Source organism: Streptomyces fradiae (assembly GCF_041270065.1).
Taxonomy (GTDB): Bacteria; Actinomycetota; Actinomycetes; order Streptomycetales; family Streptomycetaceae; genus Streptomyces.
The window spans coordinates 7623779-7641311 of the sequence record NZ_CP065958.1; the positions used below are offsets into that span (position 1 = coordinate 7623779).

Here is a 17533-nt window from a genome sequence, read left to right on the forward strand (position 1 = left end):
GCCGTGGTCGCGGTGCTGACCGTCCTGACCATGGGGAGCACGGCGCCGGGCCGCGGCCAGGGCGAGGAGACCCCGCTCAAGACCTCCGGCGCGGCTTCCGCACCCGTCAGCGCCGCGGCCGCGAGCCCCGGTTGCGGCGCGGCCCCCCAGTCTGACCTCAACAACGGCTGGTCCCATGCCGGCGGGGAGGACGTGACCTTTGTCGACGACGTGATCAGGTGAGGCAAGGCGGATCTGGGGGTCGACACGACACAGCGCTTCGCCCTGGGATTCAGCTGCGGTGCCGCCATGTCGTACGCTCTCGCCCGCTCCCGCGCGGTGGTCTTCCGCGAGGTCGCCGTCCACGGCGGCGGGCAGCTCGGCGGATGCAGCGACGGCCCCCGGCCCCTTGCCTGCCGTCGCCGCGGCCGTCGTACTGCTCGCCGCCCTGCGCCCGCTCATAGGTTTGCTGGACACGTCACCGGCGGGGGTCGTTACCGAGCCGTCCGAGCAGCGGTGCTCAGCCGGGTGACGGCGTCGGCGAGCATGCGGCGGCTGGAGGCGAGGGGCGCGGGACGAAAGCCGCGGGGCCCGCCCTCGACGACCACCAGCAACAGGCTCAGGCAGAGCCGGTAGAGGGCCGGCCGGTGTGGGAAGGCTGGGCCGAAGTCGAGGCTTCCGCCCGCCTCGGTGCAGCCGGCGATGAGGTCGCTGTCCGGGCCGGCGTCGCCGCCGATGGCGAGCGGGACCAGTTCGGCGGCCGGGTTGTCCCAGAACGCTCGTTCGTGGTCGCTGTGTCCGGTGATGCGAGCCTGGCTCCCTTCGTCTGCGGCCTTGTCCCACGCGGTGCACTCGACGCTTCGAGAGGACGATGAACTCCATTCCCACGTAAAGCAGTTCGGGTGTCGGCACTCCGCCGCCGGGAAGACGAACCGTGCCCAGGGTGGGGCCCCGCAGGGACCCCACCCCGACTGTCGGGTTCAGGCCGGGTACGGCAGGTCGGCCTCCGCTGGCAGCAGATCCATGACAAGGTGTGCGGCCCTTGCCCGCCTGAACAGTCGTGGTCAGACTGGCGAGCCCCCGGCGTTCAGCCGAAGAACGCGCTGAGACGAGAGTCGCTGCTGCGACCTGGTGTACCGGCCGCTCGGCCTTTGCGCCACCCAGTGCGGCCTCGTCCTCGGCCACACCGGCAACACTGGCAACACCGGCAACACCGGCAACACGCCGGCTGTACCCGGTCCGCCACAGCCACCCCCGACGCCCGCCGCACCGTCACGGCTTCCGTGACCAGCCAGGTCCGGCTCGACCCGGCCCTGGTCACCCGGCTGCGGGTGACCGAGGAGAAGTTCGTCTGCGCCTTGCCGGACCACGGGCGCCCCTGAGACCGGCTTCGACGGCCACGCACCGGTCGGGCCACGAGCGGGCCATGGTGGGGAAGCCTCTACGACGGTGCAGGGCGCGATTACGGCTGAAAGCAGCGTGGTTGGGGTGAACCAGGAGATACGCGTTGGTAACTTACGGGAGTTGATCAAGGTCGACGCCCCGTTCACGGAGCCGTTGGCCCCGAGCCGCCCCCCCCCAAGCAAGGAACCACATTGGCCCGCACCATCCGTACGACGGCCCTTCCGCTCGCCCTCTCCACCCTTCTGCTGTCCGCCGCCCCAGCGTTCGCCGACGCGCCGACCCCGCACCTGGACGCGGTGGAGCAGTCCCTGCGCCAGGTCTCTCCCGGCCTGGAGGGCTCCGTGTGGGAGCGCACGTCGGGGAACCAGCTGGGTGCCTCCGCCCCCGGCGCCTCCGACTGGCTGCTCCAGACCCCCGGCTGCTGGGGCGATCCCACCTGCGGCGACCGTGCCGGCTCCCGACGCCTGCTGGAGAAGGTGCGCGAGGACATTGCGAACGCCCGGCAGAGCGTGGACATATCCACGCTGGCCCCGTTCCCCAACGGCGGCTTCCAGGACGCGATCGTGGCCGGCCTGAAGGAGGCGACGGAGAAGGGCAACCGCCTCCAGGTCCGCATCCTCGTCGGCGCCGCGCCGGTCTACCACGCCAACGTCATCCCGTCCTCCTACCGCGACGAGCTGGTGAACAGGCTCGGCTCGGCGGCCGCGAGCGTCACCCTCAACGTGGCCTCGACGACGACGTCGAAGACCGCCTTCTCCTGGAACCACTCCAAGCTGGTCGTTGTGGACGGGAACTCGGTGATCACCGGCGGCATCAACAGCTGGAAGGACGACTACCTCGACACCACCCACCCGGTGAACGACGTCGACCTCGCGCTGTCCGGCCCGGCGGCGGGCTCCGCCGGTCGCTACCTCGACACGCTGTGGGACTGGACCTGTCGCAACAAGAGCAACTGGACCGCCGTCTGGTTCGCCTCCTCCAACGGTGCGGGCTGCCTGCCCACCCTGCCCCGGTCTGCCGCCCCGTCCGCCGACGGTGACATTCCCGCCCTCGCGGTGGGCGGCCTCGGCGTCGGGATCAGGCAGAGCGACCCGTCCTCGTCGTTCCAGCCCGTCCTACCGAAGGCCGCCGACACCACCTGTGGATTCGGTGTGCGTGACCACACCAACTCCGACCGCGACTACGACACGGTCAACCCGGAGGAGAGCGCCCTGCGGGCACTGGTCGCGAGCGCGACCGAGCACGTCGAGATCTCGCAGCAGGACCTGAACGCGACCTGCCCGCCGCTGCCCCGCTACGACGTCCGGCTCTACGACACACTCGCCGCGAAACTCGCCGCCGGTGTGAAGGTGCGCATCGTCGTCAGCGACCCGGCCAACCGGGGCACCATCGGCAGCGGCGGCTACTCGCAGATCAAGTCGCTGTCCGAGGTGAGCGACGCCCTGCGCGGCCGCCTCACGGCCCTGACCGGTGACGTGCCGAAGGCAAGGGCCGCGATGTGCCGGAACCTGCAGCTCGCGACCTTCCGCGCCTCGGACAAGCCGACGTGGGCGGACGGCAAGCCGTACGCCCAGCACCACAAGCTGGTCTCGGTGGACGACTCGGCCTTCTACATCGGCTCGAAGAACCTGTACCCCTCCTGGCTCCAGGACTTCGGCTACGTGATCGAAAGCCCCGTCGCCGCGCGTCAGCTGGCGGACGGGTTGCTCGCGCCGCAGTGGCGGTACTCGCAGGCGACGGCGACGTACGACTACACGCGCGGCGTCTGCCGGGGCTGACGCCCGCCCGACCGGCACCTCGGGTCAGCGTGTGCGCTGACCCGAGGTGCACACCCGGCGCTGCGCACGGAGGCGGTGGACCCGCGCGGCTGCCGGCGTCGCGGCCAAGCTCGGGGCGACGTGTGCGTCGGGGGCGGCCGGAGCGGCCCCGTTCCACCAGTGGCCGCCTGCCGTGGAGGAGTGGGCGCGCATCACGGTGAGATACGAAGACCTCCGTGCGGTGTGGTCCTGGACGCCTCCACCCCACCGGAGGTCTTCGCGTGATCAGGGCCCAGTCGCGTCAGCAACCCTGCGGGTCAGTGCCCCTGGGCCGGGGACCAGTCAGGACGGCGGCCGCTGAGGCCGATCACGCGGTCCAGCAGGGGCGCGCCGTCCGGTACCGCGACGACCGGCCCGAAGAACCCCTCGCCGGAAGCGTCATCAGCCGGAGTCAGCAGACCCTCGGAGACCCGGAGCTCCTCCTCACTCACCTCGTAGCTCTGGCCGCTCGCCCGCGCCAGGTCCCAGCCGTGGATCAGCAGTTCGTCGAGCGCGACCCGGCCCATGACGGCGGCCGGCAGGTCGATGCCGCCCGCCTGCGTGTTCCCCACCCATGCGTCCGGCTCCCGCCAGGCGGCCGCCAGCTCGTTCAGCGCCTTCGGCAGGGCCGTCCGCCAGTCGTCCGCCAGTACCGGACGGGATGAGCCGGGCGGTGTGCCGGTCGTCGGCCCGAACTGTTTGCGGGCCGCGTCGCGGAAGGCGACGCTCAGCCCGGCGACATGAGCGAGTAGCTCCCGCACCGCGTACTCGGGGCAGGGCGTCGGGTCGTCGAGCCGCTCGTCGTCGATGCCCTCGGCGAGCCGGGCGACGCGCTCCGCGGCCGCCCCCAGGTCGATCGGTGTCATGCGTGATGTGTTGTCCATGCAGGGCGGACCGCCGGGGCACCGGAAACTCATCGCTCCGCGCCCATCTGTTCTTTGTACGCCCCGAAGGTTCCTGCCCTGGGCGGCCCGGCACCGCCGCCGCCTGATCTGGTGGTCGATCACCTGCGGGGCGGTCCTGCTGTCCGTGACTGTCCTGTGGTCCTGGTCGGGGCGGGAGATATGGCCACGAGACCGTTGTACGGGTTGCGGCGGACCCTCCAGCCGGCGAGGAAGCTGCCGAGCATGGTGCCGGTGAGAGCCCGATGCCCATGGGGAAGAGGACGAGGGAGGCGACCTGGTACCGAATCTGTAGACGTAGGGTGCCGGGCGCCGGGCCCTAGAGGGGTGATGTCGAACTGTTCGAAGCAGTGCCCGCGTCCCGCCCACTATGCCGTGGCCAGGAGCACGTACGACCGACCCTGAGCGCCGCAGCCACCGTCGAACGGATCTGTCGCGGACGCGGAGGGTCACGGATCCCGGTGTCCGCCGGGTGGGGCTGCCCGGCTCTCGGTGGGCTCGGGCGGGGGCCCGGCGGGCGGACCCGGCGAGGGCTGGCCCGCCGCGAGGTGCTCCAGGACCTCCGCCAGTTCCTCGCAGGCGCGGCGCACCGAACGGCGGGTCGCACGCTGCTCGGTGATGACGGAGGCGAGGAGCAGTGCGGTCAGGGCGGCCGAACCGTTGAACGTCTGGAGCTTGACCATGATCTCGACGTCCGACAGGCGGAAGAACGCACCCTGGTCGGAGGTTGCCACGACGGTGGCGAGTACGGACGCGAAGAGCGCGCACAGCACGCTGCCGGCGAGCTGGAAGCGGAGCGCTGCCCAGACCAGCAGGGGGAAGACGAGGAAGAGCAGGCCCATCGGACTGAGCACGGCCAGGGGGACGAGAACCAGGGTCGTCAGCCCCAGAAAGGCCGCCTCCTTCCAGCGCCGTACCCGGAACCGTCCGGCCGGTCCCCTGAGTACGAGCAGGAGCGGAGCGACGAGCAGAACCCCCATCGTGTCGCCCGCCCACCAGGCCAGCCACACGGCCCAGAACTCGCCCTTGTCCAGGGAGCCTGTCACCACCTGCAGTCCGACCCCCGCGGTCGCGCTGATCAGCATGGCGCCGAACCCGCCGAGGAAGACCAGCGAGAGTCCGTCCCGCAGCCGCGCCATGTCCAGCCGGAAGCCGACCCGTCTCAGCAGCAGAAAGGCGCAGAGCGGCGCGACGGTGTTGCTCACCACGGTGACCACTGTGGTGGGCCCAGGGGTGGTGAGGGAGGCGATGACGAGGAAGGAGCCGAGTGCGATCCCGGGCCAGACCCGCGCGCCGAACAGCAGCAGGGCGGCGACTGCGACGCCGGTGGGCGGCCAGATGGGGGTGGCCACCACGCCGTCGACGACGAGGCGGCCCAGCAGGCCGAGCCGTCCGGCCGCGTAGTAGCAGACCGCCACAGCCAGCGAAATCAGCGCCGCCTCGGTAAAGGGCCGGAACTGCCGAATAACCAACACGCCAGCCATCAGACACCGGCCGGGCCGCCACGACCGGGAAAGGACCCCTGCGTGTCGGGCGCCGCCGTCCGGCACGAGTCCGGACCGGCACGAGTCCGGACCGGCACGAGTCCGCACCCGCTGGTGGAGTCCGGACCGGCCCGAGGTCTGGCCCGACCCGGGGCGAGCCCCCTTCACCCCTCGACTGTCGACCGGGCCGGACCGCCGTCATGGCCGACGACCAGGACGGCTGCGTCGTCCTCGTGCCCCACCGTGGCCGCCAGCTTCATGACGGCGGTGGCGAGCGCGTCGACGTCCAGCCCGGCGACGGCGGTGATCCCGGCGAGCCGCGTCACCCGGTCCAGACCCTCGTCGACGTGGAGCGAGGGTCCCTCCACCACCCCGTCGGTCAGGAGGACGAAGACACCGTCGGCGGTGAGCAGGTGGCGCGTGGATGGGTAGTCGACGTCGCGGAGCACCCCGAGCGGAGGCCCGCCCTCGCTGTCGTCGATGCCGGAGCGGCCGTCGGTGGTGGCCCAGATGTGGGGGATGTGACCGGCCCGGGCGCACTCCAGGGTGCCGGCAGCGGGGTCGAGCCGCAGGAAGGTGCAGGTGGCGAAGAGGTCGGCGCCCAGAGAGATCAGCAGGTCGTTGGTGCGACCGAGCAGCTCTCCCGGGTCTCCGGTGACGGAGGCCAGCGCGCGCAGTGCCACGCGGACCTGTCCCATGAAGGCGGCGGCCTCGATGTTGTGCCCCTGCACGTCACCGATGGACATGCCGATCTGCCCGCCGGGCAGGGAGAAGGCGTCGTACCAGTCACCGCCGACGTTGAGACCGTGGTTGGCGGGCTCATAGCGGACGGCCAGCCGGGCGCCCGGAAAGCTGGGCAGGTCCGAGGGCAGCATGCCGCGCTGCAGGGCCACGGCGAGCTCGACACGGGAACGCTGCGTCTCGGCCAACTCCCGGGCCCTGGCGGTCAGCGACCCGAGCCGGGCCAGAAGGTCCTCGCTGTTGTCGGCCGGCCGTCTGCGGAACATCGATCACTCCGACGTCACGACAATCCTCGCGTCACTCCGTCCCGTCTCCAGCACGCGGGACCAAGGGGGACCACCTCGGTACGAACAGGTCCTTCCCCACTCTGCCCGGCGGGCACGACGCCCGCATCTCATCGACCCCGCACCCCGGCCCGAAGGCGCCGCCAGGAGATCCGGGCCCGGATCCGGGCGCCCCTCCTGGGCATCGCCCGCCTCCGCCGGCGGTGAACCTGTCGCCCTGTCGAACGCGTACGTGCCCTGCTACGTCGTCACCGCCCCGAAGACGGTCTTCGCCTGTGGCGGCGAAGACGTGAAGAAGGCCGAGCACAAGCACTACGGCGCGTGCCAGCGGCTGCGGAATCTCGCCGCCGCCGACGACGTCGTGCGCCCCCTGCAGGATCGTGAGATCCGCGTCGACCGCGAGACCCTCACCCTCGGCTACGCGGGCGTGTACTCCAGCTTCCTGCGCCACGCCGAAGCCGCCGCTTGCCGGCACGGCCTCGACACCCGCGCGATCCTCGTCGAGGTCGGCCGGCGCAAGATGGTCGGCGGCCAGGAGGACATGATCACGGACATCGCCCTCGGCCTCGCGGCGGCCGGCTCCGCCGGCTGACCGGGAGAGACCGGCGCCGATCACCTGTGGCCGTTCGGTGGAGACGGCGTCACCGACGCCAGGGACGGACTCGGCAGGACACCTGCCTGACACGGTCCTGGACGTCAAAGCGCCAGCTCCGGCACTACCACCCGCGTCCGAGCGTGCTGACGAGTTCTCGTTGACGGGCCACTCCTCGATCTGTTCCCCCGGAGTGTCGTCTCTAGCTCTGCCGCCAGGCGATCTACCCGGTGCCGGAGTCGAAGGCCGGCAGATCGATGGACCCAACCGTGGGCAGTGATTTCGGTCGAGGGCGCCGTGCGGCTCTGTACGAACTGTCGATGGGCTCCGCCCGCGGACAGCCCCACCCTGCCGCTCGGCGCAGCGGTGAGCGAGGTGGACGCTCTCGCTAGTGGCTCAACAGGAAGCCCGAGGTGGAGGAGGACATCGAGGTCAGGCGGGACACGACCATCGTCCGCCCCACTGGCGATCCCCTCCGCACCGTTATGCGGAAGGGGAAGCGCATTTTCAGACAGGTGGACAGACTTGGCGCGCTAGAAGAACCCCACCGCCTTCGGCGAATAGCTCACCAGCAGGTTCTTCGTCTGCTGGTAGTGCTCCAGCATCATCTTGTGGGTCTCCCGTCCGACCCCCGACTGCTTGTACCCGCCGAAAGCGGCGTGCGCCGGGTACGCGTGGTAGCAGTTGGTCCAGACGCGGCCCGCCTGGATGGCGCGGCCGGCGCGGTAGGCGGTGGTGGCGTCGCGGGTCCAGACGCCGGCGCCGAGGCCGTAGAGGGTGTCGTTGGCGGTGTGGACGGCGTCGTCGAGGTCGGTGAAGGAGGTGACGGCGACGACGGGGCCGAAGATCTCCTCCTGGAAGACGCGCATGCGGTTGTCGCCCTCGAAGATGGTGGGCTGGACGTAGAAGCCGCCCGCCAGGTCGCCGCCGTGCTCGACGCGCTGACCGCCCGTCAGGATCTTGGCGCCCTCCTGCTGGCCGATCTCCAGGTAGGAGAGGATCTTGGCGAGCTGGTCGGCGGAGGCCTGGGCGCCGATCATGGTGTCGGTGTCCAGGGGGTGGCCGGGGACGATGGCCTCCGTGCGGGCGATCGCCGCCTGCAGGAAGTCGTGGTAGTGGCCGCGCTGGACGAGGGCGCGGGAGGGGCAGGTGCAGACCTCGCCCTGGTTGAGGGCGAACATGGTGAAGCCTTCAAGCGCCTTGTCGCGGAAGTCGTCGTCCGCCGCCGACACGTCGTCGAAGAAGATGTTCGGCGACTTGCCGCCCAGCTCCAGGGTGACCGGCTTCAGGTTCCGCGCCGCGTACTCCATGATCAGGCGGCCCGTGGTCGTCTCGCCGGTGAAGGCGATCTTCGCGACCCGCGGTGAGGAGGCGAGCGGCTTGCCGGCCTCCTCGCCGAAGCCGTTGACGATGTTGACCACGCCCGGCGGCAGCAGATCCGCCACCAGGCTCATCCAGAAGTGCACGGAGACCGGGGTCTGTTCGGCCGGCTTGAGGACGACCGCGTTGCCCGCGGCGAGCGCCGGCGCCAGCTTCCACACCGCCATCAGGATCGGGAAGTTCCACGGGATGATCTGCGCGACCACGCCCAGCGGCTCGTGGAAGTGGTACGCCACGGTGTCCTCGTCGATCTGGCTGAGCGCGCCCTCCTGCGCGCGCAGCGCCCCCGCGAAGTAGCGGAAGTGGTCGATGGCCAGCGGGATGTCGGCGGCCAGCGTCTCCCGTACCGGCTTGCCGTTCTCCCAGCTCTCGGCGACCGCCAGCGCCTCCAGCGAGGCCTCCATCCGGTCGGCGATCCGCAGCAGCACCTGCGCCCGCTCGGCCGGCGCCGTGCGCCCCCAGGCCGGAGCCGCCGCGTGCGCCGCGTCCAGGGCGCGCTCCACGTCCTCGGCGGTGCCGCGGGCCACCTCCGTGAACGATCGGCCGTCGACCGGGCTCGGGTTCTCGAAGTACCGGCCGCCCGCCGGGGCCACGTACTCCCCGCCGATCCAGTGGTCGTAACGGCTCGCGTACGACATGAGCGAACCCTCGGTGCCGGGTGCGGCGAAACGGGTCATGGGCAGGACCTCCCTCGGACCGCGCCGGCCGCCCTCGGCCGGCGTTCACGGCCGATGGTGCGCGCCCCGACGTTGCAACCCCGTTGCACCGGCGCACAGTTCCGCGTCCAGAGCGGCCAGTCTGGCCCGTACCGCCGGTGCCTGGGCGGCGGGTACGGCCGAGGCGAGCGCCCGCCACACCGTCACGTCGTCCTCGCCCCACGCGCTGTACGCCCAGTCCGCCAGCAGCCCCGGATCGCCCCGGTCCACCAGCGCCGCCCGCAGCCGCCCGGCGAGCCGTTCCCGCAGCCGTACGACACCCGGCGCGCACGAGGACGGCAGCAGCGGCCCCGCGTACCCGCCCAGCGCCGTCGCCACCGCCCCCGAGGACAGCCGGCGGTCCACCGCGGCGAAGTCCGCGTCGACGTCCGCCGTCAGACGGTACGGACGCGAGGCGAGGAGCTCCGGGCCGAGCAGGCCCCGCAGCCGGGACAGCTCCGCCCGCAGGGTGACCGGGGTGACCGACTCGTCCTCGTACAGGAGCGTGAGCAGCTCCTCCCCGGACACCCCCTCCGGGCGCTGCGCCAGGATCACCAGGAGCTCGCTGTGCCGGCGGCTCAGCCGCAGCCGCCGCCCCGCGATGTGCAGCAGCGCCTCGTCCCTGCCGAGCGCCGTGAGCCGGGGCCGGCCGCCGGCCGCCGGGGCGGGGGAGACCAGGGCGAGCTGCGACTCCGCCGCCCGCGCCACCGCCTGCACGAACGCCAGGCTGTGCGGATGCGCGAGCCCCGCCCCGCCGGTGATGTCCACCGCCCCGAGCAGCCGCCCGCTGTGCGGATCGTGCACCGGCGCCGCGGCGCACGTCCAGGCCTGCACCGGCCGCCGGAAGTGCTCCGCCGCGCACACCTGCACCGGCCGGTCCACCGCCATGGCCGTCCCCGGGGCGTTCGTCCCCGCCGCCGACTCCGACCAGCGCGCCCCCGCGACGAAGTTCATCCCCTGCGCAAGCCGCAGCGTCCTCGGATGCCCCTCCACCCACAGCATCCGGCCCGCCGCGTCGCACACGGCGAGCAGATGCTCGCCGTCCCGGGCGTACGCCCCCATCAGCTCCCGCACCACCGGCATCACCGCCGCCAGCGGATGCCCGTCCCGGTGCCCGGCGAGCTCCTCCTCGTCCAGCTCCACCCGTGCCGCGCCGTCCGGGCTCACGCGCGCGCGTGCCGAACGCCGCCAGGAATCCGCGACCAGCGGCCGCACGGACGGGGTGCCCGGCGGCGCCCCGGGAGCGGTGCCGGCCGTGAACGCCTCGTGCGCCCGCCGTACCGCCGCGCCGTCCGTGCCCGCCGCCGATGTCGTCCCGATCAACTCGGCCTCCCCGTCGAGGTCGTCCGCACCGTGGACGTCATCGTCATGCGCACACGCGCCGCCGACAAGCGTCCGGACCGGACCGCATATGCGCCCTGACCGATACCGGGCCGGTACCTCTCACCTGGGCGTCACGTAGAGTGGTGCGCGGGCCGTGACTGGCGCTTGAGGTGGATCACCACCGGGGAGCGGCCCGGCGGACGCGCGCATTCCGTGCCTCCGTGCCGCTGCCGTGCGCCTGGGCGATCAACCGGTCAACGACGACGCTCAGGAGCTCCCATGTCCACCAGCACCGCACGCCTCATGGACGGCACCGCGCTCGCCCGCCGCACGGTCGAGGAGACCGCCGCCCGCGCCGCCGAGATCACCCGCCGCACCGGCACCACCCCCTGCCTCGCCACCGTCCTCGTCGGCGCCGACCCGGCCTCCGTCACGTACGTGAAGATGAAGCAGAACCGCTGCGCGAAGGCCGGAATCCGCTCCAAGCACGTCGAGCTGCCCGCCGAGACCACCACCGAGGAGCTCGTCGCCGCGATCACCGCGCTGTCCGAGGACCCCGACGTCCACGGCATCCTGCTCCAGCACCCGGTCGGCCCGCACATCGACGAGCGCGCCGCCTTCGAGGCCATCGCTCCCGAGAAGGACGTCGACGGCGTCACCATGGCCTCCTTCGCCGCCATGGGCTTCGGCCTGCCCGGCTTCGTCTCCTGCACCCCCGGCGGCATCATGCGGCTGCTCGACGCGTACGACGTCGAGCTCAGCGGCAAGCGGGCCGTGGTCGTCGGCCGCAGCGCCATCCTCGGCAAGCCCGCCGGACTGCTGCTCCTCGGCCGCGACGCCACCGTCACCTACTGCCACTCCCGCACCACCGACCTCTCCGCCGCCGTCCGCGAGGCCGACATCCTCGTCGCCGCCGTCGGCAAGCCCAACTTCATCAAGGGCGAGGACATCAAGCCCGGCGCCGTCGTCATCGACGCCGGCTACAACCCCGGCAACGTCGGCGACGTCGACTTCGCCGGCGCCGCCGAGCGCGCCTCCCTCATCACCCCCGTCCCCGGCGGCGTCGGCCCCATGACCATCGCCGTCCTCCTCGCCCAGACCGCCGACGCCGCCGAGCGACAGCTCGGCCTGGCCGCCCGCTAGACCGGACGCGCGCGCATGGGACGGCGACTGCGACGGCAGGCAGCACGGAGGCACGGCGCGGTTCCCGGCCGCGCCGCGCAATTGTCACGGTTCTGTACGAGCGCCGCCCAACTCGCCGGTATCGGTCGCCACATGGGCGCGGCCGGGTGACCCTGGATCCCATGCTCCACCCGCCGACGGAAACCCCGTCCCGCGACGCCCGGCCACCGAGACGGCCGGGCGTCGTCGTCCTGCCGGTCGCGGCTCTCGCCGCGGTCCTGGCGCTCTCCGTCGCCGTCACCGCGCGCGGCGGAGCCGCCGACGGCCACGCGCGCGCCGCCGCGGCCACCCCGGCGCCGGCCGTCCCCAGCAACACCTCCGGCATGTCCGTCCGGCCGTCCGGTACGGCCTCCGGCGCGTCCGGGCAACGGCCCGCCGCGCGCACCGGCACGCCCTCGACGCGGCCCACCCGCGGCGCCCGGCCCACCGCCACGCCCGGCGCGGACCACGCCCGCCCCGGGCACCCGGCCGCGACCGGCACGCCCGCCCCCACCGCGCGCGCCACCGGCACCGCCGGCCCCCGTCCCCGTACCACCGCCGCCCGCCGCACCCCGGCCGGCCCCGCGCCCCGCCCGTACGATGTGCTGCGCGTCGGCGACTGCTTCGACATCGACCGCGACGCCCCCGGGACCGTCGTCCCGCGCGACTGCCACACGGCGCACGACGCCGAACTCGTCGCCCGGATCACCCTCACCGGCCGGTACGCGGACGACGACGCCGTACGGGACGCGGCGGCCGAACTGTGCCGCGCCCCGCTGCGCGCCAAGGCCGCCCTCCAGCCGCTCGGCACCCGCTGGACCACCTTCGTCCAGTACCCGTACCTCACCAGCTACCTGCTCGGCGAGACCACCGTGGCCTGCAGCCTCGCCGTCCCGTCGGGCAGCGAACGCAAGCTGACCGCGCCGCTGCGGTGACGCGGGGCGCGTGAGCGGGGAGCCCCCGGACCGAAGCCGTGGATAGCGCCGCTATCCACGTCTCCGACGCCGGGCGAGTCCCCGGGCCAGGGGTACGCACCCGGCCCGGACCCGCGCTGGGGCCCGTCCGGCGGATCATGGCCCGGTCCGGGATGCCTGGCACGGCACGCCCGCTGGCGAAGCCCTGGGGTCGTACCCACAGGCCGCTTTCCCCAGGCCCTGGCGGGCCGGGGGGGCCGATGTCGTTGCGCCCCGGTGCGAGATACCGCACCGGGGGACCCGCAGCCCTGTCCGACCCTGATCGGCCGGGCACCCCCTAGTCGCTCGCCGCACCCGCCAGCGCCGCCGCCGGGTCTGCGTCCGGCGGGCCTGCCGGGGCCCAGCCGGCGGGCTCCTCGCGGTACGGCCACCAGCGGCCGTCCTCGCCGAGGCGGAGCTGAAGCCCGGCGTCGCCCACGGTCCAGCGGGCCGGGGCGGACGCGTGCAGGGCGGGGCGCTCGTCGTCGTCCCAGGCCTCGGCGAGCCGGGTCTCGGCGCGTCGCAGGGCCTCCGGGCCCGGGGTCCAGTCCTCGGTCAGGACCGCGAGGCCGGCCGGGCCGCCGGTGCGCCAGGCCCGCACCGCGAGGTCGAGCTCGGCGCGGGTGCGGCCCGAACCGGTCGCCAGGCGGGTGGCGAGCCAGGAGACGGGGGAGCCGGCGGCGAGCCGGACCGCGTCCTGAGCGGGCGTCAGCGGCGGCTCGTCGAACGTGCCGGCCCCCGTGAGGAGCCGATGGGCGCGGGCCGCCGCGTCCGCCGCCAGAAACTCCAGGGCCGCCGGGTCCAGACCCGGTGCCGGCTCGGTCTCGGTGTCCAGGGACGGCGGCTCGCCCGGCGCCGCCGCCGGCACCGGCGGGGCGGGCAGCGGCGGCAGGATGTCGCCCTCGGCGAAGGCCTCCGCCGCCGGCACACCCCCGCCGCTCGCCCGGCCCGCCGGAGACCCGTCCGTCGCGCCGCGCTCGCCCGCCGGATCCGCGAGCCGCGCCGCGCTCCGCTCCTGCAGCGCCTCGATCACCGCCCGCTCGCCCCGCCCCCGCATGAGCAGCAGCACGAACGGGTCCTCGTCGAGCAGCCGCGCCACCTGGTAGCACAGCGCCACGGTGTGCGGGCAGTGGTCCCAGGCCTCGCAGCCGCACTCCGGCTCCAGGTCGCCGATGCCCGGCAGCAGGTCGAGCCCGGCCGCCGCCGCGTCCTCCACCAGGTGCGGCGGCATCTCGCGGTCGAGCAGCGCCGCGATGTGCCCGGCGCTGTCCACGGCCAGGTCGATCAGCGTGTCCCACTCCGTCTCCGAGAGCTCCTGCAACAGCACGTCGCTGCGGTACGCCGTGCCATCCCGGTCCTGCACCACCGCCGTGATCCGGCCGGGGCGCACCGACACCGCGCCGACCGCCCCGGCCCGCGCGTGCCGCCGGCCCTGCTTCAGCTGCTGATTGTCGAGCGCCGTGTCCTCAAGCGCCTGCAGCCAAGCCCGGCCCCACCAGGTGCGGGCGAACGCCCCGCTCCCGGCCCGCGGCAACGCCCCGAAGGTCCGTTCCTCGCCGCCCCGACCCGCGTCCCCGCTCATGTGCCCCTTCCCGCCGCCGTGCTCGTTTTCGTTCTCGTTCTCGTTCTCGTTCTCGTACTCGTGCCCGTGCCCGTGCTCGTGCCCGTGCTGGTCCGTGTCCCGGGCGCTCATCGGGCGTCCTCCTCGCCCCGCAGCCGCACCAGTTCGGCCAGCTCGCCGTCGGTCAGTTCGGTGAGCGCCGCCTCGCCCGCGCCGAGGACGGCATCGGCGAGGGCCTGCTTGCGCTCCAGCATGGCCGCGATCCGGTCCTCCACCGTGCCCTCGGCGATCAGCCGGTGCACCTGCACCGGCCGGGTCTGCCCGATCCGGTACGCGCGGTCGGTCGCCTGCGCCTCCACCGCCGGGTTCCACCAGCGGTCGTAGTGCACGACGTGCTCCGCCCGGGTCAGGTTGAGGCCGGTGCCCGCCGCCTTCAGGGACAGCAGGAAGACCGGAACCTCGCCTTCCTGGAAGCGGGCGACCATCGCCTCCCGCTCGGCGACTGGCGTACCGCCGTGCAGGAACTGGGTCGGCACGCCCCGCGCCGCCAGGTGGGCCTCCAGGAGCCGCGCCATCGACACGTACTGCGTGAAGACGAGCACGCTCGCCCGCTCCGCCAGGATCGTGTCGAGCAGCTCGTCGAGCAGCTCCAGCTTGCCCGAGCGCCCCTCGATGCGCGGCTGTTCCTCCTTCAGGTACTGCGCCGGGTGGTTGCAGATCTGCTTGAGCCCGGTGAGCAGCTTCACCACGAGCCCGCGCCGCTCCATGCCGTCGGCGTCGGCGATCGTGGCGAGAATCTCCCGCACCACCGCCTCGTAGAGCCCCGCCTGTTCGGTGGTGAGCGCCACGGCGTGGTCGGTCTCCGTCTTCGGCGGCAGCTCGGGCGCGATGCCCGGGTCGGACTTGCGCCGCCGCAGCAGGAACGGACGCACCAGCGCGGCGAGCCGGGCCGCCGCGGCCGGGTCCGCGCCGCCCTCCACGGCGGAGGCGTACCGCCTGCGGAACGGTCCGAGCCCGCCCAGCAGTCCCGGCGTCGTCCAGTCGAGGATCGCCCACAGCTCGGAGAGGTTGTTCTCGACCGGCGTGCCGGACAACGCCACCCGCGCCTTCGAACCGACCGTGCGCAGGGCCCGCGCGGTCGCCGAGTACGGGTTCTTGACGTGCTGCGCCTCGTCCGCGACGACCAGACCCCACGGCTGTCCGGCGAGCCGGGCCGCGTCGAGCCGCATCGTGCCGTACGTGGTGAGGACGAAGCCGCTGTCGGGGAGCCCGTCGCCCGCGGGCCCGTCGCCGATGAGTCCGTCGCCCGCAGGCCCCTCGCCCGTGAGTCCGTCCAGGGACCGGGTCGCGCCGTGGAAGCGCCGCACGGGCGTGCCGGGCGCGAACTTCTCGATCTCGCGCTGCCAGTTGCCCATCAGCGAGGTCGGGCAGACCACCAGGGTGGGGCCGGCCGTGGCCGGTTCGGCCTGACGGTGCAGATGGAGCGCGATCAGGGTGATGGTCTTGCCCAGGCCCATGTCGTCGGCGAGGCAGCCGCCGAGCCCGAGCGAGGTCATCCGGTCCAGCCAGCGCAGGCCGCGCAGCTGGTAGTCGCGCAGCGTCGCGGCCAGCGCGGCGGGCTGGGCGAGTTCCCGTTCGTCGCCCGCGTCACCCTCGGGGTCGGCGAGCCGTTCCCGCAGCCGCTCCAGGGCGCCCGCCGCCCGGACCTCGACGCGGCGGCCGTCGATCTCGGTGCTGCCGGTGAGTACGGCGCCGAGCGCGTCGACCGGGGTCAGCTTGTGGTCCTGGCCCGCCCGCGCGTGCCGCAGCTCCTCCGGGTCGACGAGCACCCACTGGTCGCGCAGTCGCACCAGGGGCCGGCCGGCCTCGGCGAGCCGGTCGAGCTCGGCACGCGTGAGCTCGCGGTCGCCGATCGCGTAACGCCAGTTGAAGGCGAGCAGGCTGTCGGCGGACAGGAAGGAGGGGAGCGCGTCGCCGCCCCGCCCGCCCCGGCCCGCGGGGCCTTCGGTGCCGTCCGGCAGGCCGATCACGGCGCGCGCGGTGAGCCGGTGGGCGAGTTCGCGCGGCCAGTGCACCCGTACGCCGGTGGCGGCGAGCGCGCGGGCGGCCGGGCCGAGGAGTTCGGCGATCTCCTCGTCGGCGAGGTCGACGGCGTCCGGCACCGCCGCCGTGAGCAGCGGCGAGAGCGGGGGCCAGGCGCGGGCGGCCCGGCGCAGCGCGAGCAGCGCGTCCATCCGGGCCCGCGGCCCGAACGCGGTGCCGCCCTGACCGCTCGGGCCCGCCGGGGCCGTACCCGCCCACACGTCCGCCGCGTCCGCGACAAGGGCGGGATCGGCCACCGCGTGCATCTGCAGCACGGCACGGAACGACGGCGCCTCGTCGGCGGCGTCCGCCGGCGCCCCGCCCGTCACCAACTCGACGCGCAGCGAAAGCCGTACGCCCGCGTCGTGCCCGGCGGCCACGTCCGCCGCCCAGGCGCGCTGCTCCGGCAGCGGTACGGGCTCCGCCCGGCTCTCCTCGGCGGCGAAGCCGGGACCGCCCGCCACCAGCGGGGCGGCGGGGGTGCGCGGCAGTACGTCGGCGACGGCGTCGGCGAACGCCCGCAGCAGCTCCTCGGGGTGAGGGAGCATCAGCTCCGCGACGGTGTCATCGGTGTCCCCGGAGCCGTCGATGTCCTCGGCGTCCTCGGCGTCCTCCGCGGGGAGCGGTACGGCGTGGGCCGACGGCGGCATCGAAGCGGCGAGGTCGCGCAGCGCGGCCACCTCCTCGGCACCCAGCGGTCCGACCCGCCAGGCGTCCAGGTCACCGGCGGTGAGGCCGGGCAGGAGCAGGCCCCGGGCCACCAGGTCGAGCGAGAACAGCGCGGCCGCGCCCCAGAACGCCGCCGACGGCGAGGCGTCCGCGGCGGATCGCGCCCGGACGAGGAGCGGCAGCGCCTCCCGTACGGGGAGGACGAGCGCGGGCACGGTCAGCGGCCGCACCTCGCCGTCGACGAGGTCGACGATGTCGAGGACGGCCGGTTCGGGGGCCTCGCCAGGGGCGTCGGGCGGCCCGTCGGGGGACCAGAAGGCGATCCGGCCGGCGCGGGGCGGCTCGGCGGGCAGGAACAGGGTGGAGCAGCGGGCGAGTTCACCCGTGGGGGTGTGCGGGATCGAGGACGACAGTGACTGCGACGGAGACTGCGACAACGAATTCCTCAAATTTGACTACTGATGCCGAGCCGCCGATGGTACCTCACCGAAGTGCCTCCGCGTGCGGCTCCAGCGAGTGATCCGTAT

The 17533-nt window shown here is 73.7% G+C and carries 11 protein-coding genes, 1 pseudogene and 1 riboswitch; of the genes and pseudogenes, 5 read left to right on the forward strand and 7 right to left on the reverse strand.

What is annotated here, in order from left to right; genetic code table 11:
* Nucleotides 1-3 precede the first annotated feature (3 nt).
* Nucleotides 4-222, forward strand: coding sequence for a hypothetical protein (locus JAO84_RS34590; protein WP_370416405.1), 219 nt, complete (start codon nt 4-6; stop codon nt 220-222).
* A 1352-nt stretch (nt 223-1574) separates the two neighbouring features.
* A complete protein-coding gene (locus JAO84_RS34595; protein ID WP_370416406.1) occupies nt 1575-3161 on the forward strand; it encodes a phospholipase D-like domain-containing protein in 1587 nt (528 codons plus the stop codon).
* A gap of 296 nt (nt 3162-3457) precedes the next feature.
* Here JAO84_RS34595 and JAO84_RS34600 read toward each other — a convergent pair whose 3' ends face one another.
* The 3 genes from JAO84_RS34600 to JAO84_RS34610 all read right to left on the reverse strand — a co-directional run bounded on the left by JAO84_RS34600 (nt 3458) and on the right by JAO84_RS34610 (nt 6572).
* The gene (locus JAO84_RS34600) at nt 3458-4045 is read right to left on the reverse strand and encodes a TIGR03086 family metal-binding protein (RefSeq protein WP_370416407.1); all 588 of its coding nucleotides are present in this window, start codon (nt 4043-4045) and stop codon (nt 3458-3460) included.
* Nucleotides 4046-4530: 485 nt separating this feature from the next.
* Nucleotides 4531-5565, reverse strand: a complete 1035-nt coding sequence (locus JAO84_RS34605; RefSeq protein ID WP_370416408.1) for an MASE1 domain-containing protein — start codon at nt 5563-5565, stop codon at nt 4531-4533.
* A 164-nt stretch (nt 5566-5729) separates the two neighbouring features.
* Nucleotides 5730-6572 carry a PP2C family protein-serine/threonine phosphatase gene (locus JAO84_RS34610; protein ID WP_370416409.1) on the reverse strand — a complete coding sequence of 281 codons (843 nt, stop codon included), beginning with the start codon at nt 6570-6572 and terminating at the stop codon, nt 5730-5732.
* Nucleotides 6573-6933: 361 nt separating this feature from the next.
* On the opposite strand from JAO84_RS34610, the pseudogene JAO84_RS34615 reads away from it, so the two are divergent.
* A pseudogene (locus tag JAO84_RS34615) lies at nt 6934-7182 on the forward strand (4-hydroxy-2-oxovalerate aldolase); the annotation flags it as partial.
* Between the two features lie 533 nt (nt 7183-7715).
* On the opposite strand, the gene JAO84_RS34620 reads toward JAO84_RS34615, so the two are convergent.
* Nucleotides 7716-9239: an aldehyde dehydrogenase family protein gene (locus JAO84_RS34620; RefSeq protein ID WP_370416410.1), complete on the reverse strand. Its 1524-nt coding sequence runs from the start codon at nt 9237-9239 to the stop codon at nt 7716-7718.
* 45 nt (nt 9240-9284) lie between these two features.
* Nucleotides 9285-10580: a GAF domain-containing protein gene (locus JAO84_RS34625; protein ID WP_370416411.1), complete on the reverse strand. Its 1296-nt coding sequence runs from the start codon at nt 10578-10580 to the stop codon at nt 9285-9287.
* A 144-nt stretch (nt 10581-10724) separates the two neighbouring features.
* Nucleotides 10725-10831, forward strand: a riboswitch (ZMP/ZTP riboswitch).
* Nucleotides 10832-10859: 28 nt separating this feature from the next.
* Between JAO84_RS34625 and JAO84_RS34630 the strand changes: the two genes are divergently transcribed.
* Nucleotides 10860-11723 carry a bifunctional 5,10-methylenetetrahydrofolate dehydrogenase/5,10-methenyltetrahydrofolate cyclohydrolase gene (locus JAO84_RS34630; RefSeq protein WP_370416412.1) on the forward strand — a complete coding sequence of 288 codons (864 nt, stop codon included), beginning with the start codon at nt 10860-10862 and terminating at the stop codon, nt 11721-11723.
* A 161-nt stretch (nt 11724-11884) separates the two neighbouring features.
* Nucleotides 11885-12676 carry a hypothetical protein gene (locus JAO84_RS34635; RefSeq protein WP_370416413.1) on the forward strand — a complete coding sequence of 264 codons (792 nt, stop codon included), beginning with the start codon at nt 11885-11887 and terminating at the stop codon, nt 12674-12676.
* A 316-nt stretch (nt 12677-12992) separates the two neighbouring features.
* Here JAO84_RS34635 and JAO84_RS34640 read toward each other — a convergent pair whose 3' ends face one another.
* Nucleotides 12993-14387, reverse strand: coding sequence for an SWF or SNF family helicase (locus tag JAO84_RS34640; RefSeq protein WP_370416414.1), 1395 nt, complete (start codon nt 14385-14387; stop codon nt 12993-12995).
* Nucleotides 14384-17443, reverse strand: a complete 3060-nt coding sequence (locus tag JAO84_RS34645; RefSeq protein ID WP_370416415.1) for a DEAD/DEAH box helicase — start codon at nt 17441-17443, stop codon at nt 14384-14386. Before JAO84_RS34645 ends, JAO84_RS34640 begins: the two co-directional genes overlap by 4 nt.
* Nucleotides 17444-17533: the final 90 nt, after the last annotated feature.

Excerpts from the sequence above, each read along its gene's own strand:
- JAO84_RS34600 (WP_370416407.1), bottom strand. The coding sequence starts at position 4,045 with ATGACACCGATCGACCTGGGGGCGGCCGCGGAGCGCGTCGCCCGGCTC.
- JAO84_RS34605 (WP_370416408.1), bottom strand. The coding sequence starts at position 5,565 with ATGGCTGGCGTGTTGGTTATTCGGCAGTTCCGGCCCTTTACCGAGGCG.
- JAO84_RS34610 (WP_370416409.1), bottom strand. The coding sequence starts at position 6,572 with ATGTTCCGCAGACGGCCGGCCGACAACAGCGAGGACCTTCTGGCCCGG.
- JAO84_RS34620 (WP_370416410.1), bottom strand. The coding sequence starts at position 9,239 with ATGACCCGTTTCGCCGCACCCGGCACCGAGGGTTCGCTCATGTCGTAC.
- JAO84_RS34630 (WP_370416412.1), top strand. The coding sequence starts at position 10,860 with ATGTCCACCAGCACCGCACGCCTCATGGACGGCACCGCGCTCGCCCGC.
- JAO84_RS34635 (WP_370416413.1), top strand. The coding sequence starts at position 11,885 with ATGCTCCACCCGCCGACGGAAACCCCGTCCCGCGACGCCCGGCCACCG.
- JAO84_RS34640 (WP_370416414.1), bottom strand. The coding sequence starts at position 14,387 with ATGAGCGCCCGGGACACGGACCAGCACGGGCACGAGCACGGGCACGGG.